18 protein-coding genes are annotated in these 24,346 nt (G+C 57.0%); 9 read left to right on the forward strand and 9 right to left on the reverse strand.

Annotated elements, in window-relative coordinates:
• Nucleotides 1-777 precede the first annotated feature (777 nt).
• Both SO180_RS32210 and SO180_RS32215 read right to left on the reverse strand, forming a co-directional pair.
• Nucleotides 778-2,208, reverse strand: coding sequence for an undecaprenyl-phosphate glucose phosphotransferase (locus tag SO180_RS32210; RefSeq protein WP_449382852.1), 1,431 nt, complete (start codon nucleotides 2,206-2,208; stop codon nucleotides 778-780).
• Nucleotides 2,209-4,980: 2,772 nt separating this feature from the next.
• Nucleotides 4,981-5,145, reverse strand: coding sequence for a hypothetical protein (locus tag SO180_RS32215; RefSeq protein WP_449382853.1), 165 nt, complete (start codon nucleotides 5,143-5,145; stop codon nucleotides 4,981-4,983).
• Between the two features lie 471 nt (nucleotides 5,146-5,616).
• Here SO180_RS32215 and SO180_RS32220 point away from each other — a divergent pair, with 471 nt between their 5' ends.
• On the forward strand, nucleotides 5,617-5,871 hold the full coding sequence (locus SO180_RS32220; RefSeq protein ID WP_449382854.1) for a hypothetical protein: 255 nt from the start codon (nucleotides 5,617-5,619) through the stop codon (nucleotides 5,869-5,871).
• A gap of 1,292 nt (nucleotides 5,872-7,163) precedes the next feature.
• Here SO180_RS32220 and SO180_RS32225 read toward each other — a convergent pair.
• From SO180_RS32225 to SO180_RS32245, 5 genes are all read right to left on the reverse strand, one after another.
• Nucleotides 7,164-7,682: a hypothetical protein gene (locus SO180_RS32225; RefSeq protein ID WP_449382855.1), complete on the reverse strand. Its 519-nt coding sequence runs from the start codon at nucleotides 7,680-7,682 to the stop codon at nucleotides 7,164-7,166.
• A gap of 621 nt (nucleotides 7,683-8,303) precedes the next feature.
• The gene (locus SO180_RS32230; protein WP_449382856.1) at nucleotides 8,304-8,576 is read right to left on the reverse strand and encodes a hypothetical protein; all 273 of its coding nucleotides are present in this window, start codon (nucleotides 8,574-8,576) and stop codon (nucleotides 8,304-8,306) included.
• Between the two features lie 1,319 nt (nucleotides 8,577-9,895).
• Nucleotides 9,896-10,234, reverse strand: coding sequence for an H-NS histone family protein (locus SO180_RS32235; RefSeq protein ID WP_449382857.1), 339 nt, complete (start codon nucleotides 10,232-10,234; stop codon nucleotides 9,896-9,898).
• A 956-nt stretch (nucleotides 10,235-11,190) separates the two neighbouring features.
• Nucleotides 11,191-11,442: a PilZ domain-containing protein gene (locus tag SO180_RS32240; RefSeq protein WP_449382858.1), complete on the reverse strand. Its 252-nt coding sequence runs from the start codon at nucleotides 11,440-11,442 to the stop codon at nucleotides 11,191-11,193.
• A gap of 17 nt (nucleotides 11,443-11,459) precedes the next feature.
• Complete coding sequence (locus tag SO180_RS32245; RefSeq protein ID WP_449382859.1) at nucleotides 11,460-11,594, reverse strand: hypothetical protein; 135 nt, start codon at nucleotides 11,592-11,594, stop codon at nucleotides 11,460-11,462.
• Between the two features lie 837 nt (nucleotides 11,595-12,431).
• Here SO180_RS32245 and SO180_RS32250 point away from each other — a divergent pair.
• Nucleotides 12,432-13,094 (forward strand): arylesterase, encoded by a 663-nt coding sequence (locus SO180_RS32250; RefSeq protein WP_449382860.1) that lies wholly within the window; start codon nucleotides 12,432-12,434, stop codon nucleotides 13,092-13,094.
• Nucleotides 13,095-13,512: 418 nt separating this feature from the next.
• Complete coding sequence (locus SO180_RS32255; RefSeq protein WP_449382861.1) at nucleotides 13,513-13,770, forward strand: hypothetical protein; 258 nt, start codon at nucleotides 13,513-13,515, stop codon at nucleotides 13,768-13,770.
• A gap of 825 nt (nucleotides 13,771-14,595) precedes the next feature.
• Here the strand turns inward: SO180_RS32255 and SO180_RS32260 are convergent.
• Together SO180_RS32260 and SO180_RS32265 are read right to left on the reverse strand one after the other, a co-directional pair.
• Nucleotides 14,596-14,772: a hypothetical protein gene (locus SO180_RS32260; protein WP_449382862.1), complete on the reverse strand. Its 177-nt coding sequence runs from the start codon at nucleotides 14,770-14,772 to the stop codon at nucleotides 14,596-14,598.
• Nucleotides 14,773-15,480: 708 nt separating this feature from the next.
• On the reverse strand, nucleotides 15,481-15,762 hold the full coding sequence (locus SO180_RS32265) for a hypothetical protein (RefSeq protein ID WP_449382863.1): 282 nt from the start codon (nucleotides 15,760-15,762) through the stop codon (nucleotides 15,481-15,483).
• Nucleotides 15,763-17,088: 1,326 nt separating this feature from the next.
• Between SO180_RS32265 and SO180_RS32270 the strand changes: the two genes are divergently transcribed.
• The 6 genes from SO180_RS32270 (at nucleotide 17,089) to gmd (ending at nucleotide 24,189) form a co-directional block, all read left to right on the forward strand.
• Nucleotides 17,089-17,460, forward strand: a complete 372-nt coding sequence (locus SO180_RS32270; protein WP_449382864.1) for a hypothetical protein — start codon at nucleotides 17,089-17,091, stop codon at nucleotides 17,458-17,460.
• 174 nt (nucleotides 17,461-17,634) lie between these two features.
• Nucleotides 17,635-18,003 carry a hypothetical protein gene (locus tag SO180_RS32275; protein WP_449382865.1) on the forward strand — a complete coding sequence of 123 codons (369 nt, stop codon included), beginning with the start codon at nucleotides 17,635-17,637 and terminating at the stop codon, nucleotides 18,001-18,003.
• A 145-nt stretch (nucleotides 18,004-18,148) separates the two neighbouring features.
• Nucleotides 18,149-18,406: a hypothetical protein gene (locus tag SO180_RS32280; RefSeq protein WP_449382866.1), complete on the forward strand. Its 258-nt coding sequence runs from the start codon at nucleotides 18,149-18,151 to the stop codon at nucleotides 18,404-18,406.
• Nucleotides 18,407-19,181: 775 nt separating this feature from the next.
• Complete coding sequence (locus SO180_RS32285) at nucleotides 19,182-22,070, forward strand: MFS transporter (protein ID WP_449382867.1); 2,889 nt, start codon at nucleotides 19,182-19,184, stop codon at nucleotides 22,068-22,070.
• A 480-nt stretch (nucleotides 22,071-22,550) separates the two neighbouring features.
• Nucleotides 22,551-22,943, forward strand: coding sequence for a VanZ family protein (locus tag SO180_RS32290; protein WP_449382868.1), 393 nt, complete (start codon nucleotides 22,551-22,553; stop codon nucleotides 22,941-22,943).
• Nucleotides 22,944-23,097: 154 nt separating this feature from the next.
• Nucleotides 23,098-24,189: a GDP-mannose 4,6-dehydratase gene (gene gmd, locus SO180_RS32295; protein ID WP_449382869.1), complete on the forward strand. Its 1,092-nt coding sequence runs from the start codon at nucleotides 23,098-23,100 to the stop codon at nucleotides 24,187-24,189.
• Nucleotides 24,190-24,346 lie beyond the last annotated feature (157 nt).

A 24,346-nucleotide genomic window follows, 5' to 3' on the forward strand; every position in this document is an offset into this window, starting at 1 on the left:
CCAAGTTTGGAAGTGCGCTACAGAGCGAAGTTGCTTACCAAACACAGCGACATTGTGGCGCCGCTTCAAAGAGCTAAGTTGCGCGGGCTTGATATCATATCTCGAATTCTTCGTTGAGCAGCGGCCAGGCCCTCCCGCCGGAGGCTGGGAAACGTGCCCCGGTTATGTTTTCACACCGGCGAGAGCAGGAGCCCGGCGTCAGTCGCGATCGGTTCCGACGATGTTGTGCTTCGCCTCGAAGAACCAGCGATCCCAGGTGTGTCGATCGCAGACCGTAGTTGTCCCGGTCGCAATGACGATCATTGACGTAGCCGACTTTTGCCCGAATTGATAAAAACGACCGAGAGGGCTCCGAGGGCAGTTCTTGACCCCATACTTGATCCTGTATTTTTGGAAAGACCGGATGTCGGCTATACTTGTCATATTGAGCATCTGGCTGCTGCTCAACGTTCTGTTCGTTCTGATCGTGGTACCTCCAAGGAAATCGAGCTCACGGCCCTCAAGAACCACCTTTGCGCCCGCTCCGATCGACAAGCACAAAGACCGGCTTGATCAAGGCGAACCAGTTTCGCTTCGCCATGTCTTCGTATCACGTGCGTTGGGAACCTTTTTCATCCTAGCCTCGCCGCTGACCGCGGGACGTGATGCGATCGTGCGGCTCCGGAAGAGGATGCAGGATCCAGGACAGCGCCGCTGACAAGGTTAACGCAAGACCTTTGACGCAAAGCCCTACGGATGGGTTCTTGGTGCTGCTTCTCCTTGCGCTTCACGTAGACGCTAGTAGGCCTCCTGGAACAATACGGAAGCCGCCGTGCGCGACAAGATCTTGAGGTCGAGCCAAATGCTCCAGTTGCTGACGTACCAAACGTCATATTCCACCCGCTTCTCCATCAGGTCGATGGTCGGTGTTTCACCACGGAAGCCGTTAACCTGGGCCCAGCCGGTCAGTCCTGGCTTCATGTGGTGGCGGTAGACGTAGTTAGTAATAATCTCATCGTAGTATTTGTCGTGCGCAAGCGCGTGCGGGCGCGGCCCAACCAATGACATATCGCCGCGCAGCACGTTCCAGAGCTGGGGCAATTCATCGATGCTCGTCATGCGAAGGAGACGCCCGATCCGCGTCACTCGCGCGTCATGCTTCGTTGCCTGGATGATCGTCTGACCGTTCTCGCAGACCGTCATGCTACGAAATTTCCAGATTTCAAAGGGCTTGCCGTTGAAGCCCCGTCGCGATTGCCGGAAGATCGCGGCACCAGGTGAATCCAGCTTGATCAGAACGGCGACCATCACGAGCAGCGGCGCCAAAGTGACAAGAGCAAAGGCCGCGACACCCACATCAAGGCAACGCTTCTGCAGGCGCTCGAACACGGTCAGCGGAGGTCGCTGGATCTCGATCGCCACCGTGCCGCTGACCGGCAAGAACGGGCGTGACACGAGATCGGCGATCGAATTATCCGGAAGAACGCGTATCGGCTGCGGCACCGCGCGCAGATGTTGTCCGAGCTTCGGCAGCAACGGCAGCTCATTCCAGTCAACCGCAAGAAGATACTCGTCGACATCGACCGCGCGCGACTGCCGGATGATATCGCGAATCTGTGTCTTCCACCCGCTATCGCCATTATCGTTGGCAAGCACGAAATGGCGCACCACGTCGAACCCATTCCTGCGCAGGTCCTTGAATCGATCTGTGGTGAAATCAATCGGCCTGAGACTAAGCAGTACAACCTTCCGATCGACCAGCCGGCCATTCGCAAAACTCGTGCCGAGTGCAAACTGCCATGCGAAGCGCAGACTGAGCAGTCCGATGCCGCCGACTGCAGCAAACAAGATGACGGTGCCGCGGGAGAGATTGTCCGTCGATTTCAGTAGAAACGCCGCGACGGCAAGAATCGTCAGTGACGCGAGCCAAATGATGAGAGCTTTGCGCAACTGCCAGACGAGGTTAAGCAACCGATGCGTCGCGTACACGCCTTTGAAATAGGCAATAGCAACGAACACCGCGCCTACGATTAGTCCCGCGCCGAGCGAGGCTCCGTCAGCATTGGAAGCGACGATGCCGCTGTAGAACAGGGAAGCCACGACATAACAAAGCAAGATCAGCAGGAAGTCGGCCGCAATAACGAAGACCTGAAAGGGACGCTGCAGAACGGCGCCGTGCGCTGACGAGACCGTCTCAACATCATCTGAACCGTATGTTGCTACAGCCATTCGAACCTCTGCGTGTCGATCGGATTGCTTCCGAGAGGAGACTTGATCCCTGGAGCGCGCGACACTCGTCGCGATCGCGAACACTTGCGAATTTCGACGCGGAGGTTGTTGACTGATCGCAGCGATATTGTGGCACCGCACGCAAAATCTTTGCGATGCAGAGAAGCATGCGATCTCTGAATTGCAGAGACAGATTCTCGAGGCTGTTTTGTCGGCGTTAACATTTGATAAGTGATGCGCGGCACCTTGCATCAACACGCTTGTTGATGGTTTACAACAGTTGATCTCGCGCGACGACGTCTAGCGGACAATCATCGCTTTCATGAGTTATCGGGCGCTCGCTCTCCATCGTCACCGCCCGTACGTGTCATGTCAGAGTCCATGCCCAAAATTTAGTAACGCGGCACTTGTTGCCGCATCAAGCCCTCGGGCGTCGTTTGCAGTTCCAGACCTCATGTTGTGATATAGCGACGGAACACTGTAGCGACGGAGCAGTTCCGGTCGGTGTGCTGAAGAGCTGGACGTGAAGCCGAGAGGACCCGCACGCTCGAACACAGATGGCCACGCTTCGGTTCCTTGCATCTGGAAAAAAACAATCTCCGAAGTTCCGGGATACGGTTCCTCACGTTTCATGGAAGCGCGCCGGGAACTTTTCAGCGCAGCATTCATGAAATAGGCCATCCTTCGGTGCTGAATGACTGCCTTCCGCGTGGGCAGCGCATAGGCGCTGATGTCTTACGTTGTCGGATTCTGACGAAGCTGCATCTTGGCTGAATGCCAATCTCGCCAACATCGATACCGGCGCCTATGCAATAGGCGGCCCTCACGACGACCCAAGACAGTCGCATGCTCGAGAGGGCCACAGAACCGCTCTCCGGCACAAACCACCACAGTGGAAGCAACGCACGGACGATGCCAGGAGGTGGCGGCCGGGCAGCAGTTGCGCGGCTCAAATTCGTGCAAGGCAATCGCCTCCGTCAAATAGCGGCACGTGTGCGAATGGCGCTGCCATCTGGTGGGGGCAACGAAAACGTCGAGGTCCAGTTAATGAGCGCATCAACTGCCCCAATCAGATGCTGGCGCTACCGAGTGGACGTCGCGGCGAACGCCCCTCCGCGTGGAGCCGTTCTCGGCTTCTTGCATCTTCTCTAGCTACCCGCATGCAAGGAAGGGCACGCCCTTTGGAAGTCAGCCTGGGCCAGAGCTTCATCGAGCGCAGCGATTACTCGCAATCCGTATTTTCCTGACGAGCAAAGGATGCGTTGGGATTGCAATGGTACCCAGCGCCCTTAGGGAACTCCGGGTAGCGCTTTCCTCACATGGACAGGCGTCCCTCTTCGGACGCAGGAGGCGGTCCACGGTCATTTAATTTTGTTCTGATTACGTTTAATGATACAAGATCAGCATTTCTAATCATCGGCGTTACAATGGTGACCCGTTCCCCGCCTATCGCGTCCCATATACCGGCAAACCAAGATACTTATCTCGTGCTGGATGACCTAGGCGGGCGGCTCGGGCGCGCTTGGTGCGAGACGGATGAAGACAGTGCGGACCGAGCAACACTAATTCGGCGTCTTTTGGATGGTCAGTACATTCATCCAGCACGCATCGTGGCCTTCAACACGGCCGAGGGCTGGTCTCGCGATGTAACTGCGGAAATCGCTGATGAACTTCGTCGCCGTTTTGTCGAACTCGACGAGATGGAGCCATCCGTCCTTGAGTTTCTCGACAGACTAGTGAGGCGTCGATGACTTTCGTATCCCCAAAAGCGGCCTACCAAGCGATCTCACCTCGACAGCAATCGCGCATTCGGGCGATTCGAGCCGGCGCGCTTGTGAACCACGCATTGAGCTTGGGTGCTCCAGCTCCGCTGATGCCGCAGCTCCCTTAATACGCTCCGCCTATATGCCGTCTCTCTCCGGAAAGCGACGACCCCGACATCCAGGGGGCTGGGGGCAGGTGGGGATGATGCCGGGGCCGTCGTCAGGTTATCGCCTCGCGGAATCACCGCCAAGCCTCCATAGCTTATCCTATTTTTAAATAATTTAAACCTTTAATTTCGATTAATTTTATATTTTCGATTTATCGGCGAGGTAAGCATGGCGCCAGACGCCCCGACGCTAATCTCGGGACGATCAATCTTCAGTTTCCCCACCGGGACGCCGTCCACTCCAGGAAACCGGTGGAAACCACCACTCTGCTCGCCGTCGCGCCTTATCGCCTGGCCGTTCAACACGAAATTGACCCCGGCACCCGAGCGTCCGCTTTGGAGGCGATGGGGATGGGTTGCCGGGGTCGTGGTCAGGTCCTGTGCTTGATGCGTGCATCCGGCACCAAGCTTCGTCACCTTATTATATTATCTTGCAACGATCTAGTTAATTTTAAAAACTTTAATTTATTATTTTTAAATGGCCCTTCAGGGCAAATGGTAGATGGAGACGGCTCCAGTCGCAGGGGTTTGAGCCGAGCCGCCAGGTCCTATTCCATGTGCCAGCATCCATGGCAATCGGCACCGACATTTCCGTAGATTACTCGCTACGCAGAAGGGGCGTCGAAATGATGCAGTTTGTGCCCAAGCTGGCCGCAGGACCACCGTGATCTTGGCTTGAAAACTGTCGCGAGCAGTTTTGTGCTGACCTTGGTGCAACCGCAACGAGAGGCTGAAGCTCGCCTCCATATTCGGCGGTCCGCCCCCCGCGCAATTCCTTTTCCAAGGCTGCGGTCAGCGTCGGCCTTCCTCGGCGCCAGGGAGATCCCCTCGTGAGACGGAGTTCACTGCTCTGACCTACGGTCTGTGCTCTGTCGATTGAGCATCTCGAGACGGCGTTCAAGTTTTTGCTTTTTGGCAGATAATCTTGCGGCGAGAATATCGTTGACCGCGCTGTGGAGTTCCCACAGCTCGTCAACAGACATATTCTCAAACTGTTTCCGATCCATGATCCCCCCGAATCATGCTTTCATAGTTTGAACTCACTGCGCGGCGGCTGGCAACTAATCGTCGGTTTAGCGCATCAAGTACTGTTAGTTGTGATTCCTACGTGCCGACTGTCGTTCGATGTCCGAAGAGGCTTGATGAAGCCGGACAAATCCCCAGCCGCGCCGCCGTCGTTTCTCGCCTGGGCAGTCTTCAAAATTGAACGAAAACAGCGGCCTGCGATTTGCGATTGCGCTATCGCTGCCGCTCTCGTCTTTTGCCAACGCGACGAAGCGCTTAATCCTCAACTTACCGAACTGGACGAGTTGCGAGCCCGAGCGCGCGAAGCGTCGCGGAAAGGCAACCCCGTTGGGGGCGTCCATCGCCAGGCGGCGAGCCGAGGCAACGAGCGATTAACGATGAACTCGTAGCATGGTCTTGTCGTTGATCTGTAGCTACCCCACGCGAGGTGGTTCAGCAGCTGAGTCAATACCATGAAGGACCTCAGGGAAAAGTTGGAGAACCTCCGCGCCGATGCCGCGGAGTTCGCCCTCATGAGCAGGCGGGCGAATGATGCGGAAAAGCGGGAACGGTTCGCACGCTTGGCAGATGAGATCGCAATAGAGGCTCTTGAACTTGAGCAGATTCTCGGGCGGCAGAGCGTGCGCTCAGGCCCGGTGATCGAACCGGACTCGGCTTCGATCGACCGACACAATGTGGTGCCGCTTGAAGTGCGATCGAAGCCATAAGGACGATCGTACGGCGGGGTCGCGCGGGCGTGGCTCTACCGTAAGCGCCGGAGCACGCTCTCTCTCCTGAAGAAAACAGAAGTTGCTATGACGGAAACACTCCAACCGAATTTCCGTGTTGAGGATTGCATTGCAGCATTCTGACCTCAGGTTCCAACGCAGCCAACCGCTGTATTTGCTATAACAGACACGGTTAATCGCAATGGAGTGCGGTTTAATGCATGACGAGAGCTGGCTCTACAAGCTCTCAGCGACGCGCAGCGCATCCTTGAAGAATACCTGAAGCCTCAACCGCGCACTAACGAGCGCGTTATTCTCGATCAACTGGTTGAGGTGTTCGACTGTCCCGACCTTCTTGTGGCAATCGCCGCTAGCGCTATCGCGGTCCCCTTGCGCAAGCTTGAGCGCCGTCCGCCGAGTTCCCGCGCGTTCGGTGCGCTTGCAACAGTCTATTCCGACAACTTCCAGTATTTCAACCCGCTTGGTCATTCACGACGTAGCAACGCGGCAGTATTGGTTCCAATTCACGAAGCCCATAACACACGCGACTCACTTTCACCCACTCGCTGCCCGAAACCAAACGGCTACTGCCAGGAAAGCTGCTGGGAGCCAATCGCATCGGCGAATGGATCGCGTGGAACTTGGGTCGCCGAAACATTGCTTGAGGGGCGACATTTGATCGCATTTAACATATTTAATGAATCTTGGGAAAACATGAGGATATAATCGTTTAAGTTGTCACAGCCGCGCAGGGAGAAAGTCAATGAAGATTGCCCAGGGCACTTTAACCGCCGCGGCTTTCGCTCTCGCTCTGGTGTTGTCCGCGCCACCAGCATCCGCCTGCAATGGCAACGGAAACTGTGAGAACGCTCCCGGCCAGATCAAAAAAGGCGGTGATGCGCACGGAGCTCCCGGACCTATTGCGGGCGCAGGACTGCCCATTCTTGCAATCGGGTATGGCGTGTATTGGCTGGTGAAGCGCCGGCGACGGACTGGATAGCAGGCAGTTCTGATTGTCACGCTCCGCCACTTGGTCCCCTCCAAAAACCGGCTCGCGGCGTGATCAAGATCTCGCGACAGTCGCCCCCTAACCCGTGCACGTACATAGATCGAGCAATCTTTCGCCAGTTTGAGCTTTTGCTCGGATAGCGCCGTTCCTTGTCGGCGTTCTTCATTCCAGGGGCGCGCTGAAGCTGTTGCGCGTGGTGTCGTACTCCTCGAGCTCAGTGTCATCTGCTTGGGCGAGGAGCGCCTTCCGATCGCCGCGCGCGTTGTCATTATTGAACCCGGCGTCATGTGACGCGAGTAACTTGCTCGTCGCGTCTAGGATCGCCGGGCCGTGATAGGCGCTTGCCGATTGCGGACCGATGGATTTGCGATCGCTCCCGACTAAACGCGTCGGCCACCTTGGTCGCGGTCACGCTGCTGCGGCGACCATCAGGATCGGTGCCCATGATCTCGAATTTTTGCAGCGATGAAGATCGGAATGTGAGCATCATTTGCGCCTCACCTGTCGCCGGATCGTCGCGATGGTCGCCGGTCTTGTGCATCTGCCGATAGTGGACCTTTTGCTCGGCGTTGACACGCGCCTGCGCGCACGGCAGCCAGAGCGCGTGGCCTTTGAGGCCGCCGCCTCCCAGGCCCGCCGAGCAGCGCGTCGTCGTGGGGTCATCCGCACGCCGCACACTGTGCCGTAGCTGGAACGGTAGAGGAGTATCGTCATAAGGCTGGCGAAAGGCCAGCGGGATACTCAGATGACGCGCCCGCCCATTGATAGCTAAGCACTCGGGATATCGATCGCCCATTGCCATGGGTGGCACGTTGTTTGCGAGTTGGCCCATAGAACGCAAGGAGGCGTGCAACTATGGCACAGCAAGCTCGCATTCTTAGACGCCAAAAGCCCACTCTGACACATATTGCTCGCCAGCTTGTGACGTTGCTGGAAGCGATCGACGAACTCGAGGATCTGCGAGAGAAGGTCCGGCTCGCCGAGGCAGCCCGGATTTTGCATTAGCGTCCCGCTCCAGGATGCGAACCACAGGGACATCGCCAACTTTCATCGTCTCGTTGGCTATGTTGTCACATCCAGCGGCTCGCCGGGCGCCTGAATTACAACGGATAAGTAATTTGCAAGCCATTTGGGATCCCGTTTCTTTGCCAGGTCGGCGGCAAGGGTGCGAATTAGCCACGAGCTCCCGTTCAATTTTAATGAGGCAACGATACGTCTTGTCGCGTAAACGACCCAGATCAACTTTGGGGGACAGCTACTTCTAGGACGTCGGCGGGACCTGTAAACTAATCTCCCTCGCAACCGCACTCATTCGACGGAAAGCTACCTTCGCGTTTGAGATTTTCCCCATGATCGAACGTCGGGCACTGAAGCGCGTCCCGATCAACCGGCCGATGCATGCCGTGCTTCGAATTCCCGGGGCTCATGCGTAGCGCTTCATCAAACCCAAAAGACGCATCTTGATGAACGCGTCCGATTGCTCTGCGAGATCCTGCAATATCTTCGCGCGCGACCCATTAAATTCGTCTGACATGGTCGCCATGGCAGCAGTATGGCGGCTTGCTGCTCCCGAGAAAGGCCGTATCCCGGCGCTCGCCACTCCATCACGCAATCCAACGCTTGCGCCTGCAAAATCGGCGGGGCCGCCATCTCTCGACGGTCGGCCCCTAACCTTGCGGGTACGCAGGTCCCACATCTGACCATCCCGTTCGGCTACGCCAGACCTTCATGGAATTGCAGCCCGGCGACAACATCATTTCGCAATTTAAGTAAGCGGTGAAGGTTAATTCCCCAGCGGCTGCGATGGCCTCCAGTTGGAAGCGTATCCGTGCCCCGAGGTCCCACTCGCCATGAGAGACCTTATCTACCGGCAGATACTCCGAACCAGAAAATGTCGTCGGGCCAGCAGATGACGATGAGCCGACGCTATGCTCTGCAACAGGAAAAGAGAGCGCCGCGAGACATCCTTGAGCATAGAGGCCGGATCGCGACGACGTATCCCAATCGCCGATCGGAGGCGCAAACGCCGGAGGCCCGCCGTGGGACAATGCGAGGCCCGCACCGGTCTGGGACGATGCGCTGCTCCGCACTAACAAAGCATCGCTCCGCGAAATCAACGCGCCTTTCTGTCGAACGCGCGGCGCTTGTGGGCAGCGTCCAGAGGATGTCGCGAGCCGTTTCTGTCAATTAAACCGAGTTTGTCGCCAGACGGGCTCCGCCTCGCCGCAGATTCGGCCCGTCGAACGCGCTCGCGCAGTTCAAGAAGCTCGCGATATGCTGCTTCGAGCGGATCCGAGTTGGCCAGAGATGTTCGCGCTGCGTAATTCGTACTGCCATACGATGAATATCTAATCATGAAATCGCGCCGCCTGTGTTCAGGCAAGGGTCCGCTCGAAAAATCCGTCGATCGATACCATTGCGATCTTGAAAGTTGCTCAACGTATCAGGGGCGTGCGGGTGCGCAAACGAACATCGCTCGTTAAGATTGATGCCAGCGTCAAAGGTTAAATCTGGAACCTATTTGGTGGCCACTCGACCAACGTGCTCCCGCGCAAAGCACTCTGAAGTCGGCGAAAATGAAATGGGTTTCGCGGCCGCGCAATTCCCAGGAATGCGCCTGCGCTCATACCTCGCCGGTGATCTGAGCTAACCAGCTGTAGCGGCTGGGCTCGGCGTATCTCCGATTGGGGCCTGAGCTGCCGCTCGTGTCTTTTGTCGAATGAGCTGTACGAATCTCGCAAACCGCATTGATGGGACGAGGTCAGAGAACATCTACTGTTGCGACCTCGGCGATTGGGTGTGCGACGCGCGTGATGAGCCGGTATCTCCGCAGCTCAATGGTGCTTGACTCGAGCGCCGCTGCAACTATGTGCGCCGGTCCACCATCGCGGAGAATTCCGCGTATCGGTCCAGCCGTTCATGAATTGCGCAGGCACAGGCCGGGTCGATTCCGCGCCTTGGCAACCAAAGCCCAAACAAACGCACGGCCGAGGGGCGGCAGGCCGCTCGATCCGCTCAGGTCATCTGCCGCTTCTGATCAAGCGCTGGCCTAATCAGGAAATCATCCAGCTTCCGACCGCCCCGAAGTTCTGGCCTGAGCCATCGAGGCAGTCGGCCACGACCCGACCAGGTCTCCGCCGGGTTCTTCGGATTACGATACTTCGGATGAACCGGGGGATATCGGCGGCGCTTACGATCAAGCGGAGCGTGTTCGTGAGCCATTCCAATCTTGCGCAACCGCTCCTCTAATCTCGCTTTTTCTGCCAATAACTTCTTCTCGAGTTCGGAGGCCGCGACTTCGTGAAGTTTCCAAAGCTCTTCAAGGGAGAGCGACTTCAGGTGATCAATGTTCATAGCGCGATCCGAGGTTCTTGGGAGCACTAACGAATAAAATCCACGCGGCAGAGACAAGCCCCCGCTTAGAAGGCAGTCTCGCAATCCACATTTAATTGCGGCACTTGGCATCGAAAAAGGCTCAAGAGTGATAATTTTGCGACAATCGCGTGAAATTGAAGGCATTTTAACCGAGGGACCGGATTTGAGCAGCCACTGAAGGGCACGGTCATTCGGCGTGGATTGCGTGCGAGCTCAAGCTAGTGCGGTGGTTAATGCCATCACTGAAAAGCGATAGGGTCTCGTGGACGATCCCATTTAATTCCCGCACGTGGCTCAAATATGGGATAGTTCACAGAATTGTTTGATGGCTTGAGTAAGGTACCGCCGCACAGTTTTCTGGTTTTCGGGGACGAGTGGATGACGCGAAAGTTTTCGCCATTGGAAAAGCAAGCCGCGGACGCACTGAGGCGAGCGCGGCGACTTCCGGTTGGTCCGCACCGGAACGATCTTCGGCAACTTGCACGGGGACTTCGTTTGCTGCACCGCAAAGGAATGGACGCGCTCATCCACCAGCGAAGCACCGATGTCCCTGTCGAAGTCAATCATCTCGCCCAAAGCAAGCTATCAACATAGCCGGTCTAGGCCACACGACTTCGGCGTTTGCCACGCACAGGGCTACGATGACTGCTTCAATTTGACTTCGTTCTGCGCGAATTGTATCGCCCCCATCTGCTGCCGCAGATCAACGCGCGTAGGGCCGGTTGCAGTGCGTCAGCGCGCAGGCCTCATAGCATTCGAAACCATAGGTAGCGCACGACGGACAGCTTCGGTCCATCATTCGATGGCTTGGGCTTATCGCGCCGCTCGCGTTTCCACGCGGTGCCCGCCCGCTGCCTCGCCTGCTCCCTTTCAAATTTGATTGCGACAGCACGCTTCTGTTTGACGGGTCGATCAGCGCGACTTCGTACTGGTTCTCAGTTTTGTGGAAATCTGAGTCCGACGAAATCGCCCCATCGCCAAACCACACGACAGTGGCGAGGAGACTGATACCCGTCAATTGCCAGATTGAATTCAACAGGAAGAAGCTTTGTGCCCCCAAGCCACACGCCGGCTCCGTCGAGCGACATGTCACGGACACGACAATGCCGCGCCAGGATCAATTCGCCACAAAGGACGGTAGCATTCCGGTTGATCCAGTAGCGATGGCAAGTTCGTCGCTCCAGCAACAGAACCTCCTGATCGTTCAGTAGAGGCGCGCAATTTGGTGATGGTTGCGTCGGTCCTTCGCCTCGATGCTCACGCGCGCGACTCCGGCAATTGCGAGCGTCAGCAAGGCGATCCAAATGCATATGTCGAAAGCGGTCATCAGCTTTTGCATACGGATAACCCATCGATCAAACTAACACTGGCATCAACGAAAAGTGTAATTCAGTGTTGGGTGCTCACTGAGTTTCTTTGGGGACTTTCTCAAGAAGGCATCGACGAATTTCGCGAGGCGTTGGCGGCGTCAAAGAGCGCAACAAGTGCGATCGGGCGTCTTCCACATTGTCTCGGGAGACGTAGCCCTCGCGCAACGCGGTTTCCAAGGAGTGACAAGCCGTCGCAACCGCTTGCTCCAGCTGCCTGATGCGCGATTGTAACCTCGTCTGCCCTTTCATAGTTCGCTCTTCCAAGTTCAGCTGCGGCCAAAACTGCGACCGAAATTTCGATTGAGGTATCGAAAGGATATGTCCGTCATTAAACTCAAAATAGGGTATGGAGCTTCGCGGGTTGCCCCTTGGTCTTCCCAAGAAAAAAACCTCATAGGGGTTCCCAGCAATCCACCGAGCGCTCGTCCGCCGCCACGGAATTGCAAAGCATATTATTTGATATTTAAATAGCTGCAACATTTAATTGTTTATTATTATATTATATTGCGGTCCGGTTGCGTGACTCCCGAGCTAGCGGGACCGGAGACAGCAATGTTCGAGCCCAGCAAGACAAGGCCCGGGAACGGCGGATCTTGTTAGTCACCGCCAGCCGGCGGCGAGCAGTTGGCGCCAGCCGCTTCCGCCTCGAATTGCGAGCGGATTTCGGCTTGCGGTACCGAGGGCGAAGCCCGCTCCACGCCGAGAGCTATTCTTCCGCGAGGTCGCATTTTGCGCCGGAACGGATCACGACAGGGGAGTTGCCTTAGCGTGTTGCCGTCTGTTCGCTGTCGGGTCTAATGATTGGCATGGCCAAGTTCACTCTCCGCCTTACAGTTACCATCGTCGTCGCTTGCATCGTGCTCGCGTGGGCAACGAACCATCGCGCTTGTGCCGAAGAAAAGGCGGTCAGGATCGTCGTGCTGGGAGATTCTCTCACTGCAGGATACGGAGTTTCGGCCATCGATGCCTTTCCGGCCAAACTGGAGCTTGCATTGAGAGGGAGAGGTCAAACGGTGGACGTTATCAATGCCGGCGTTAGTGGTGACACAGCTGCGAGGGGCCTCGCTAGATTGAGCCGATCAATCCCCGACGGAACCGACGCGGTGATTTTGGAGCTCGGTGCGAATGACATGCTCAGGGGATTCGATCCGACTGCCACTCGCGCGGTACTCGCGACGATTCTACGCACCCTCGAAGTTCGGAGAATTGTCGTGCTTCTTTGCGGGGTCCGGACCCAGCCCAGCCTGGGAGACGAATACAAGAGCGCTTTTGCAGCAATGTTCTCTGGTCTCGCCAGCGAGCACGACGTCTTGTTCTACCCGGCTTTCGACGATGCATTTGTCGACGATTCTCGGCTCAAGCAGCTTGACGGCCTGCACCCAACCGTGGCCGGAATCGACGCGGTCGTCACGCGCATACTACCAACAGTCGAGGCCCTGATCGACCGCGCGCGACGTAGAGAGCGTTGATTCCGTCCTTTTTGAAATCGCTGGTTTTTTGGTTTCGTCGCGCGCGATCTGCGGTTCTAGCCACCCGGGGGCGACCATAGTTCTAGCGGCGGGACTGCCCGGCGGGCGTCCCAATGTCACCGGCCTGGATCAATGGGCCCCAAAAGACACGCTGCCCCGGCTCGATTCCCCTTCGCAGTTATTGCCCGCCGCTGCTCCAAGCACCATAAATTGCTGGGAGCGCGCCGGTGATGGCTGGGCCATTGCCCGAAGGAAGCCGAAACGGCAAGGTGAGAGCGCCCAGGTCGAGCTCCGGTCAACCCAACGTCAGGCAGAGCTGAGGGTCGGATGGTGCATCGGAGCCGTAGGCCGCTACGCAAGTAGCAGCGCCTCGGTTGCCGCGATGTGGCGTTCTTGACGAGCTAATGTGGAGGGTGATGTGGCCCTGCATTTTACTCGCGTCGACACGGCAGTGCGTGAGCTTGAAATATGGATGGCGAGCGACGACGGATATTCGTTTGTGATCAGTAACGAAAGCCGTGCCGGTCCTGGGCTTCACGGACAGCCCGGCTTTGTTGCCTCATGGCGGCCCATTTACATGAACAAGCCGGCAATCAAGCTTCCCGGCTCGCCCTTTACTACCCTCGCCGACGCCGAGAAGGCCTGCGAGGCCTTCCTGACAAACCTGAGGCGATGACGAATGGCCGCGCATCTCCATGGCTTCGTCTAGGTTGCGGATGGCTCCACTCGGCAATGATGGGAGATCTCAACATGCTTGGCGACTCGTTCCGATCGAAGACAATAACATTCGGACGATATTAATTTACAGTCGTTTAAATGGGCACCGGGAATGCCGAGGAAGTCAATACGGGGCTGTCCGGGCGGAACACTACTCGCAAATGCGTCCAGACTTAGCGACCGCTCGTGGAAAACTTTGAGATCAGGAGCGCATTGCATCGATCGCATGGGCGATCAAGACCGCTGCGCTGACGGTGACGAGTACAACAAGCAACCAGGTAAGGATCACGTTCGCCTCCGAGTTGGGAGTGAACGCGCTCATCCGTGCACAGTCAAAAACAACTGGCCGAAAATATCAATTTCGGTCTTAAGCTGAGGATTCGCGGCAACTGATGCGCCCGCTGTCGGCCCTATCGACAGAATGTCAGGAATAGCAGAATCCCAACAACGCAGGCCGCGAGAGACAAGAAATAGATACTCACGGCTAACACTCCCGATTCATCGGGCATTGAAGGTAAACGAGGCGAACACATCCAAACGCTTTTGCCCACTTTTCCCCCAAGGTTGTCCAACGGATTTCGGCGCCGGCATCAAGATGGCAGTCGACTAAGGCTGCCTCGAACTGCACGAGAGCGGGCCATCTGCGCGGTTCTTGAAACAGGGGCCGCCAACTGGACGGCTGTCGGCGACTGGTGCGGAGAGACGGGCGCCGCGACGCTAGCCAAGATGCACACCGCTGCCAATGACCAAGGGCAATCGCAAGGCAAGGCGAGCGCTGCGTCAGTTACTCAGGCGGCCCAATACTGTTCAGGGTTCGGCGCGGTTGCAATTGCTCTAGGCGCTCTTCGAGAATGCCCTTCCTCTCTCGGAGGATCATCGTCAGCTTCGCGTCAACATCTTCCCGCAATGACCAAAGCTCATCGGCGGACAGGTCGTATAGCAATTGCTCCTGTTGCTTCATGGTCGTCTCCGTCGTTGGAGGACACACCGAAGCAAAACTAGCATCCAATTTAGTTGGTTCCTAATTTAGTAACTTAATTTGGCCATGCCGATCACATCGATCGCCCAGGGGCCAGCGCGCGCGCCCGCAAGCGCTCTCCGCTACTTCTCTTCCTCTGAAGTGCAGCGTCGAGCCTTCTCTGCTCAGCCTTGAGCACACGATCTCGAAGCTTCTCCACTTCGGAAAGCTCAGTAGCAAGCGCATCAAGATGCTGGCGGAGAACAGTGGCGCGATCACAAATAGTCATTATACGCCTCAAATAATACCTGAGAAAAAAGAAGACCGGCGAAACGGAAACATTAAAATCACGCAACTCAAGCGATTGTTAGAGCATCCGTCAAGATACAACTGTGGGCAGGAAATGACCTGGGCCTGAAGTATCGATGCAGGGTGCTTCGAGGCAAACCTCACGCTCCAAGCTAACCACGAGTATAATTCTTTTTCACTTTCATTTAAATTTAAATTTGGAATTCACCACATTAATTTAGCGACCTTCGCCGACTCCGTGTTCCTGTTCACAACTGAGCCACCAGCCCCTCTCTCTGGGGCCACCGCCATCCGATAGCGTCCGCTCATGTCGGAAGAGCCGATCAGGCTCCGGGTCGGCGCTTTCTGGCCGCGCGTGCGAGGGAGCAGTTAGGTCCGGCGCAAGCGCAACTGCACAGACAATCAGGCTGGTCGAGACAGATGATCCTCAGTAGCTTTGCGGGTCGCCTTTTCGAACAGCCACCCCAAAGCTTCTGCGGGATTCGACCAACGCATCTCATCGATCTGCTCGGCCAGCTTAAGTGCGTGCGTAGTCAGCACCTCTATGTCGTGAGGATTGGCGCCGGCTTTTTCCAATGCCTCCACGCACCGGTTGAACGCCGCCAGATCGAGCTGAAGTTGCTCAACATTTGGCTCATGACGATTTGCCCCCAGTAGCTTCCATGCCCTTCTCCGCGCGCGCATTTTTCTCCCCCTAAGCGGTCACGCATTCGTGAGATCCGTTTGTGGCGGCAACAGGAAGATGGGAGGACCGAATTAGGGATGTTTGCGGGCCATACGCCAAAGGTGGGGCGTTAACTGGATGAAGACGTGTCGCGAGCTGCACCCGGCCGACCAATGCAATGGTTGCGTGTTGCTCTGGAGCGGCAGTGCCCAGGCTAAGGCGCCGAATGAACGCCGAGGCTATGTCGCATAAGGCTTACCGCCGAACGCCGGCGCCAACACGGAAGCCGCAGCAAGCAAAGCTTGCTCAGCTCGAAAGAGCATTGACCCGCATCCACATAGAGAAAATCAACGCGGCTCTCCGTACGCGCTCTAAGCCAGTGGGGACAAGTTGGGGTCGGCAGCAAGCGCTCGGTTGAGCGCGGCTGGCTCAAGCTGCACGCGAGCCAGCACCTTTGCGCCTCACAAAACATGGACGGCAAACCAAGAAACTCACTTCCCTTCGATCCACTTTCGTTCTCAAGCCGCACAACCTGGATGAGCTTTTACGGTTGCAAAAGAACGGAACGTGTCCGCGCTAGCGAAGTCGATATTTCGGGCGAGGCTCGCCGATTTGCCGAAGCGTCAATGTCTCGTCTCCTACGGCAGTAGCTATCAATCGAAGTGCTTCATAGGATTCTTCGGAGTCTTGACCGGCGACGCTCAACTGAAAGGCGGAAGGTCGCGACTTAAACGCGGATTCCTCCTCTTTTGCCAGATCGTTCAGTTCTTTGACGATCGCATCTAGCCGGTCCGCTATGCTCTGAATCTCGTGTCGGCGGTACTTATCCATTTAGCTGCTAAAACGGTCTCGGCATCCTTGGGGATGCAGGGGTGGGATGGATGCCGAGACCGCAGGTTGTGCTCGCACTCGGGCTCTTGGCGCGAACTTCTGCAGCCTAGCATTAAATTTGATTTTTTTCACAATTTAAGTAATTTAATTAAGTGCACGATTAATGCTGTTTAGCAAGCTTGCCGCAAATTCCTGTTTTCGTCTTATGTGGAGCTCTGCCTGGCGACCGCCGGCAAGCAGAGGCCATCGAGCCCTGATTGAATCCAGAGGTAAGCACGATGGGCTGCTGGTCCATCCGGCGGAAAGATCGCGCACCTGCTGTCGCGCCACGGCAGCCTCGATCAGGCGCTATCCGTGGGTCGCCGTGGCTACCCTGAAGAACCAGCAGAAGCACGTCACCAGGCCCTGCACCGTCATGGCAACGTGCGGCCGCGGTGGCCGCCGAGGTCGGTCGATGAGAACGCTGTCTCGGCCCTACCGTCCGCATCGGCCTCAAGCGCGGAGCCCGGGGCAACATGAATGGTCCTTTCCATACGGCTCACCCGGCTATTGCGATCACCTTGCCGAGCGAGCTTGAAATTCTTTCACCGCCGCCGTTGCTGTTGCCCGGCGAGGACGCCGGTCACTACCGATTGCTGCGAGGTGCGATATTTTCCGATGTCGCACCTCGTTCAGCCATCGAACGGTCGTTGGCCATCGATGTAGCCGAACTGTCTCGGGAGATCCGACGCTGTCGTACCCAAGCATGGAAGTCCATGTGCAAGCGCGCGGAGCTCTTGTCTTCTTCGAGAGCCTGCTCAATGCAGCACAAGCCAAACGTCTTCCGATTCCCAAGGAAATCAAACATCACCGCAGCTCAAGCCAAAGCAAGCTCGACGATTGCGTAAAGACAGGGACCAAGTAGTTTGCCCGCGATGCGCGTTTCACTTGCTGTGACAAACCATGTTCACTGGTCCGCGCCTCTTGGCGCCGTCCCAGTTCGGTTAAATCTACCAGTGGACTATCGTGTATGGTCTGCACTATAGCAATTGACGCATTCGGGACCTTCGAGGGGCGGTCACATGAGCATCAAATCAGCGATGGCCGGCCTGTGCTGCTTCGCCGGCTTGCTGTTGGCGCGCACTGCGATCGCAGGCGAATGCGCACCACGCGCCGAGCGCTTCGAACTACGCTCCGACACGGTGTATTGGTCCTTTTCGATCCAACCTGGAGGCGAGTGCCTGCAGGGATTGCGCGGCAGGACGCAGCTCCTGGACGAGATAAAATTGCTCGAGCCGCCAACAGCCGGCGTTGTAACCACCGTCGGTCCATCATTTCGTTACCAAGCCCCCTCTTCCGCGGGAAATTACCGATTCACACTAGAAGTGATAGGCGAAAATCGCAGGCAACGCGGTATGTCGACTATTATTGTAGAGGTGACTGTCAGGTAGAGGCGCATTCCATTGAAAGTGCGCCAGTGCACGGCCACAAGTAATGTGCTATGTTCGCCGCGACGTCCCTAGCATCACGCGATGCAACCTTTTGCAGGGCATCGCATTGTTCGAGCTTGAGCCATTTTGAGAAGGAGATTGCCCTATGAAGCCCCGTGCCCTGGTCCTGACCATGCTTTTGTGCGCTTCCGCCCCGATGCTCTCGGCAAGCGTTGCCTCGGCTGCGGATATCTCGACCTATCCGGCGCACCGATACAGGACTGGATATGTGTATTGGGACGATGTCTATCCGCCCGCAGTTTACGGTCCGCGTCTTCGACCAGTTGAGGAGGTAGCGGCACTGAAGGCGGAGCGTCGGCCCGTCTCTTCGCTCTGGTCAGGCTACTGGTGGTACAATCACTGATCCAACAGGACAGCTCGAGGGGTGACCTGACGGGCAAATTGCTAGTAGGGCCCCTCTAACAAACAGAACTCGACATTTCCGGAGCGACCGTCAATTCACTTGGAGAAGCATCGATCGTCTTTTGAGCATGATGGTGCGCGGGTGAGGGACCCGCTTTGTGAATGCTACCTTTGATACCGCACAAAATGTTAGGGCGGGGTAGAGTTTGTGGTCCTTTTCCTCCCCGTTGGGCCACCTGACGAAAGCGTCCAACACTATCAAATATTGCGATAGTCAACCTTCAACGATCTCGCGCCGCAATCTGCGATCGAGTGGCTGCTCGCCATCGATGTTGCAGAATTCTTCTGGGTAGATCCAGCACTACCGCTTCTTGCGACGCAAGCTTCTCGAGGCGTATTCCCAACGGGCAATCGAAGAGTCCCTCAGCACGTCGATGTAGTGGGCATCGCGCCGAGTTCGAAGCGCAAGCAGAGCGCTACACGATTCAAAAGACGCGCCGAGCTGCGGCTCGATCAGATTGCCGCCTCCTAGATTGAAGATCGCCTTGCTGCATACGGCTTCGCAAGTACGACAGAGCTGCACTCAGGCCCCCTCCTCCGCGAACTCCAGGCAGGGCCGCTCGAGTTACCCCCGCCACGAACATGTGATGCCAAGGCTGTGACCTGCCTCACGGTGGAGAGCGACGCAACCATTGATAGTACGGCGAGCGGAAAAGGGCTTCCCACACAGACAATGAGCGAACCCTGCCAGCCGTATTCGGTAATGGAGAGCATCCATGTGGAACGCGAAATTTCGCATCGAAGCTGCCCGAATGAGACGCATCAGGTCGGCCCGTATAGTCGATGGGGCGCAAATCCGACCTCCGAGCGCCTGGGACAGATGGCAGAACCGCCTGGTCAGGATCAGGTCGCTTCTCATCGGCGGCTGGGATGGCAATGCGAGCACAAGCCTGAACGGATGGATCAGCTTCGGTTTGCACTATCGCGCACTGTTGCCAAGGTTCTCCGTGGCGCTCGTCTTGTTCCTGCTGCTTGCCGAGTTCGACTGGCACCACTCCTGGCATTACCCCCCGCTCAACCGGTTTCTTGCCGCGCTTGATCCCCTGCCGCATCTCGCGGAGGCTTTCGCCCTGCTGGCTCTCGCCGCCTACGCCTCCCTCCTTAGCCTCAGGCTCGTGATCGACATCGTTGAGTTCGGCCGTTTAGGCCGGATCGTGGCCGCAATGGCATTGCCAATCAGCGTGATGGGCGTCGCGACGTACCTCCTGTTCTTCAACGATCAAGGGCGTGAACTTGGCCTTGGTCTAATGGACAAGAAGATCGGCCAATTCGCCATGCTGTTTTTAGTCTTGATCTACTGGGCCGTGAGCGCGTGGCTGTCGGCTCGGATCGGACTCAATCGGGCGTTTCCTGAGCCTGAACACCATCAGGTTCTCCTTTTCTGGGGGCCTCGTCTCGTCGGTGTTATCGCTCATTTCCTCGCCGCTTGCAGCCTGTCCTTTGCTGCACTCCAAGCTACCAATTTCACACATACCGTCGCAAATATTGCACTTGCGGTTACTGCACCCATAGCGATCGTGCTCGCAGTCTCTTTTGTCTGGTTCCTCGAGCACGCGCTGTTGCCCCACAGGGGCAACGCCGAGCAGCGAGCGCGCGCACGTTCGAACATGCAGATGGCTGCGTTTTTTGAAGTCATGCTATTGATGGCCCTCGGATTTGCACTCTGGCGTGAAATTATTCCGGCTGGTCTATTTTGGGCGATACTGGCGATCTCGCTCTCCGCGATCGGTTTTTTGGGCGTGATTAGCTGGCTACGTCGCAGACCACCGCTCGGCTCCAGAGCCGTTCAGGAACACCGTCAACGCGACACAATCGCGGAAGCGAGAAATTCATGGATATGCGGCTTGGGTCTCACCGCAATCATGGTTGGCGGCACACTGGCGATCTGGATTTCGCCAATGTGGGTTGGCGGCCATTTTGGATCGCTGGTGATTGCCTTCTTCGCGTTCGGGTCATTCCTGTCCGGCGCCAATCTGCTGGATCTCATTGCAGACTCCCTGGCGCGGGATTGCAGGCGGCGAGGCTTCACTGCGATTCACAGACAGACAGTGTGGTGCGTTTTCGTCGGACTCTTGGTGGCGCCCGCCATATTGATGTCGGCCACCCGGACTTACCACCCTGTTCGGCTTTGCGGACAATGCAAGCCCGCGCCACAGAGTCCGGGAATGTCCGCTATCGCAAGGTACGACCAGCGGCCCACCGTAACCGAGGCCGTTGAAGCATGGTACCAGAAGGCCGCGCCGATCTACCACTCGTTGCATCCCGGAGAACCCGTTCCGCTGTTCATCATCGCGACTGCGGGCGGCGGGATCCGTGCCGCGTATTGGACAGCGACCGTTCTCGAGAAGCTCGAGGCAGAATTGGACGACGCTGCGATCGAGGCTGCGATTGCCGCGGCCGGCCAGCCGGACAACGACGGGCTAATGCGCCCCTTGCTGTTCGCCATCAGCGGTGTCTCCGGCGGGAGCGTCGGAGCAGCCGCGTACGCCGCAGCGGTTCATGATCATCTTGAGAAGAAGCCGAAGGTCGCGCCCACGAACGGAACGACGGTCGGGCCGAAGGTCGAGCCGACGACCTATCTTGAAGGCGACCTTCTCGCCCCAGGCCTAGCAAGCCTTGCATTCATCGACATTCCTTCCAACTTCCTGCCGGATTTCGGACAGATTGACCGCGGCGAGGCACTTGAACGCGGCTTCGAACAACAAGCGCCCGATAGCGGAATGTTGTCTAATTCCTTTACCAGCTTCTTTCCGGAAATCAGGTTATCGCCAGACTCATGGAAATGGCGGCCCGCACTGCTCCTCAATGCCACGCATCAGGAAACCGGGCGACGCATCATTACCAGCCACCTCAAGATCGATCAGGACACGTTTGTCGACAGCTACGATGCCCTTAAAATGCTCGCATCCGACGTTCGCCTCAGCACGGCTGCCCACAACAGCGCACGCTTCACCTACATCTCTCCCGCCGGCGACCTGATCGATCCGGACAATAAACCTCATGGATTCGTTATCGACGGGGGCTACTTCGAAAACTACGGCGCGCAGACGGCCGTCGAGCTCGCACGCGCGGCGATCAAGGCGAAGGGTAACGCAATCCGACCCGTGATCCTGCAGATCAGCAGTGATCCGACGATGGTCGTGGGCAAAACATTGGTCCGCCAATGCACGGACCACCGCGGCGAGGCCCTCGAAAGCTATCAGGCCAATCGCCATTGGTGGGACCTGTCGCTCTTCAACGAATTGAGCGCACAGATGATCGGCATCATGTCGGTGCGGGAAGCTCACGGCTTCACCGCCGTCACCGGCCTCGCTCATCTGTGCTGTGAAGATCAATCGAAACCCGAACTCGACATTGGCGATGCGACCTCCCTTAAGTCGGCAACCCTAAAGCCCTTGTTTTTCCATATGGCCATGTGCGCGCAGGAGCAATCATTCCCGCTTGGATGGGTGCTTTCCGACCAAACCCGCGAGAGGCTTAAGGGGAGCGACAGGCTCAAGGGCCTACTGACGAAGTGCGACAACGACGACCAACTCTCCAAGCTCGTGCGGGCTTTGGGGAAACCTGTGTCGCTCCCGAGCAAGGTGGCCACGGTCGGCCCTTGATCTCATCGCGCCCGAATTCGAAGAGCAAGTAGAACGCTGCACGGTGCAGAACGCGCTGAGCTGGCGCCCTGATCTAATTTACCGCCTTCGAAATCGACAATCGTCTTGTCGCCATCGGAGACCACCATCAGCATGGACGTGTAAGCGCAAGCACGGGAGATCTCCTGCCTGAAGGCCAACTCAGTGCCGCGCAGGCCTGGAGATTGCTGCCTCTCAAGGAGATCGAAAGGCACCGGAGCCTTCCGAAGCTGAAGGCAAATGTCGAAGGCCAAGCATTCAAGCGCGCGAACCGGCGTTAACGTGCGGCCATCCCAAGCACCGTTTTCCGCGCAACTGCACCTATCTCTGAGACTATTTGACCAAATAATAGGCGGCCGCCGTGCGACCGGCGTATGACCGTTCCACCACTCGGGGGGCCAGATTCGAGCCAGATTCCAAGCTATGCGTTGCAGGATCGCGAAGTTCCCGCTATGAGGAAGCATGACAAAACTTTGTCTTATTGCAGGATGGCTGGCGCTTGGGATCGTGGCGTTCATGACGCTTGGTCCCGTGCATGATAGACCCCAGGTTGCATCGTCCCATCTGGAACATTTCGCAGCGTTCCTACTATTGGGGCTCGTCTTCGCGCTGGCCTATCCAAACCGTCCCATTCGTGCTGTCCTGATTGTCGTTGGAAGCGCGATCCTGCTTGAGATGCTGCAACTACTTACCCCGGACCGACACGGCCGCCTCATGGATGCGATGACCAAGGTCGCGGGAGCAGCGTCTGGCATCATGCTGGCGCGCGTCGCGCTCAACTCCTGGCAAGCAAAATTGCGAAGCGTGCCTGCAGTGAGCACTGCGTTTAGACGCAGAGAGCACGATCGGCTTTAGTCGTCCTCGCCGCCGCTGCTGCGGCGTGATTGCCGGGCGCCATCCCCGGGTCTGTTAACATTAGCGACCAATCCGCTCGAAAATTCGCTTTGTTTCGGGTAGCCCAAACCGAACGCTTTGGCTAAGAACACGTGCCAATATCTGCGAGATTTGCATGACGAAAAAACGCGCACTTATCACCGGTGTTACGGGACAGGACGGCGCCTATCTAGCCGAACTGCTTCTTGAGAAGGGCTATGAAGTCCATGGCATCAAGCGCCGGACCTCGCTCTTCAATACCGATCGTATCGATCACCTTTACCTTGATCCGCATGAGCCGGACCCGCCCTTCCGCTTGCACTACGGCGACCTGACGGATTCGTCGAGCCTGATCCGTATCGTCGGCCAGGTGCAGCCCGACGAGATCTATAATCTCGCCGCGCAAAGCCATGTTGCGGTTTCTTTCGAAGAACCCGAGTACACGGCAAATTCGGATGCGTTGGGCGCACTTCGAATTTTAGAGGCTATCCGGATCGTTGGCCTCGAGAAGAAAACGCGATTCTACCAGGCCTCGACGTCCGAACTTTATGGCCTCGTCCAGGAGATCCCGCAGAAGGAAACGACCCCCTTCTACCCACGTTCCCCTTATGCGGTTGCCAAGCTCTACGCTTACTGGATCACGGTGAACTATCGCGAAGCCTACGGCATGTACGCCTGCAACGGCATCCTGTTCAATCACGAGTCTCCCGTCCGCGGCGAGACCTTCGTGACCCGGAAAATTACCCGCGCGCTGGCGCGGATCAATTTGGGTCTTCAGGAACGGCTTTACCTCGGCAATCTCGATGCGCTGCGTGACTGGGGTCACGCCCGCGACTACGTTGAGATGCAGTGGCTGATGCTGCAGCAAGAAAAGCCGGAAGACTTCGTCATCGCTACCGGCAAGCAGCACTCCGTAAGGGATTTCGTCAACGTCGCCGCCAGCGAAATAGGAATGCGAATTCGCTGGGAAGGCGCGGGGGTCGATGAAAAGGGATACGACACCAAAACTGGAAAGTGCGTTGTATCGGTCGATCCCAGGTATTTCCGACCGACCGAAGTCGAGACGCTTCTCGGTGATCCCACCAAGGCGAAACAAAAGCTCGGCTGGGAGCCACAAACGTCGTTCGAGAGTCTCGTTCGGGAGATGATGAAGGAGGATCTCGAATCTGCGAAGCGGGACGAACTGATCAAGAAGCATGGCTTCCGCTACTTCGCGCGACACGAGTAGCCTGTCGTAGGTCTTCATAGCGATTGATGAGAAGGAAGTAAGCGCTCTCGCGGCGCTTACTCTTGATTGCTCTTGCCAAGCTGCGTATTCCAGGGATGGTGATCAGTGATTCCAGACGATGGTGATCACGGATTCCAGTGATCGTGATCAGGTTCGG

The organism is Bradyrhizobium sp. UFLA05-112 (assembly GCF_053572325.1).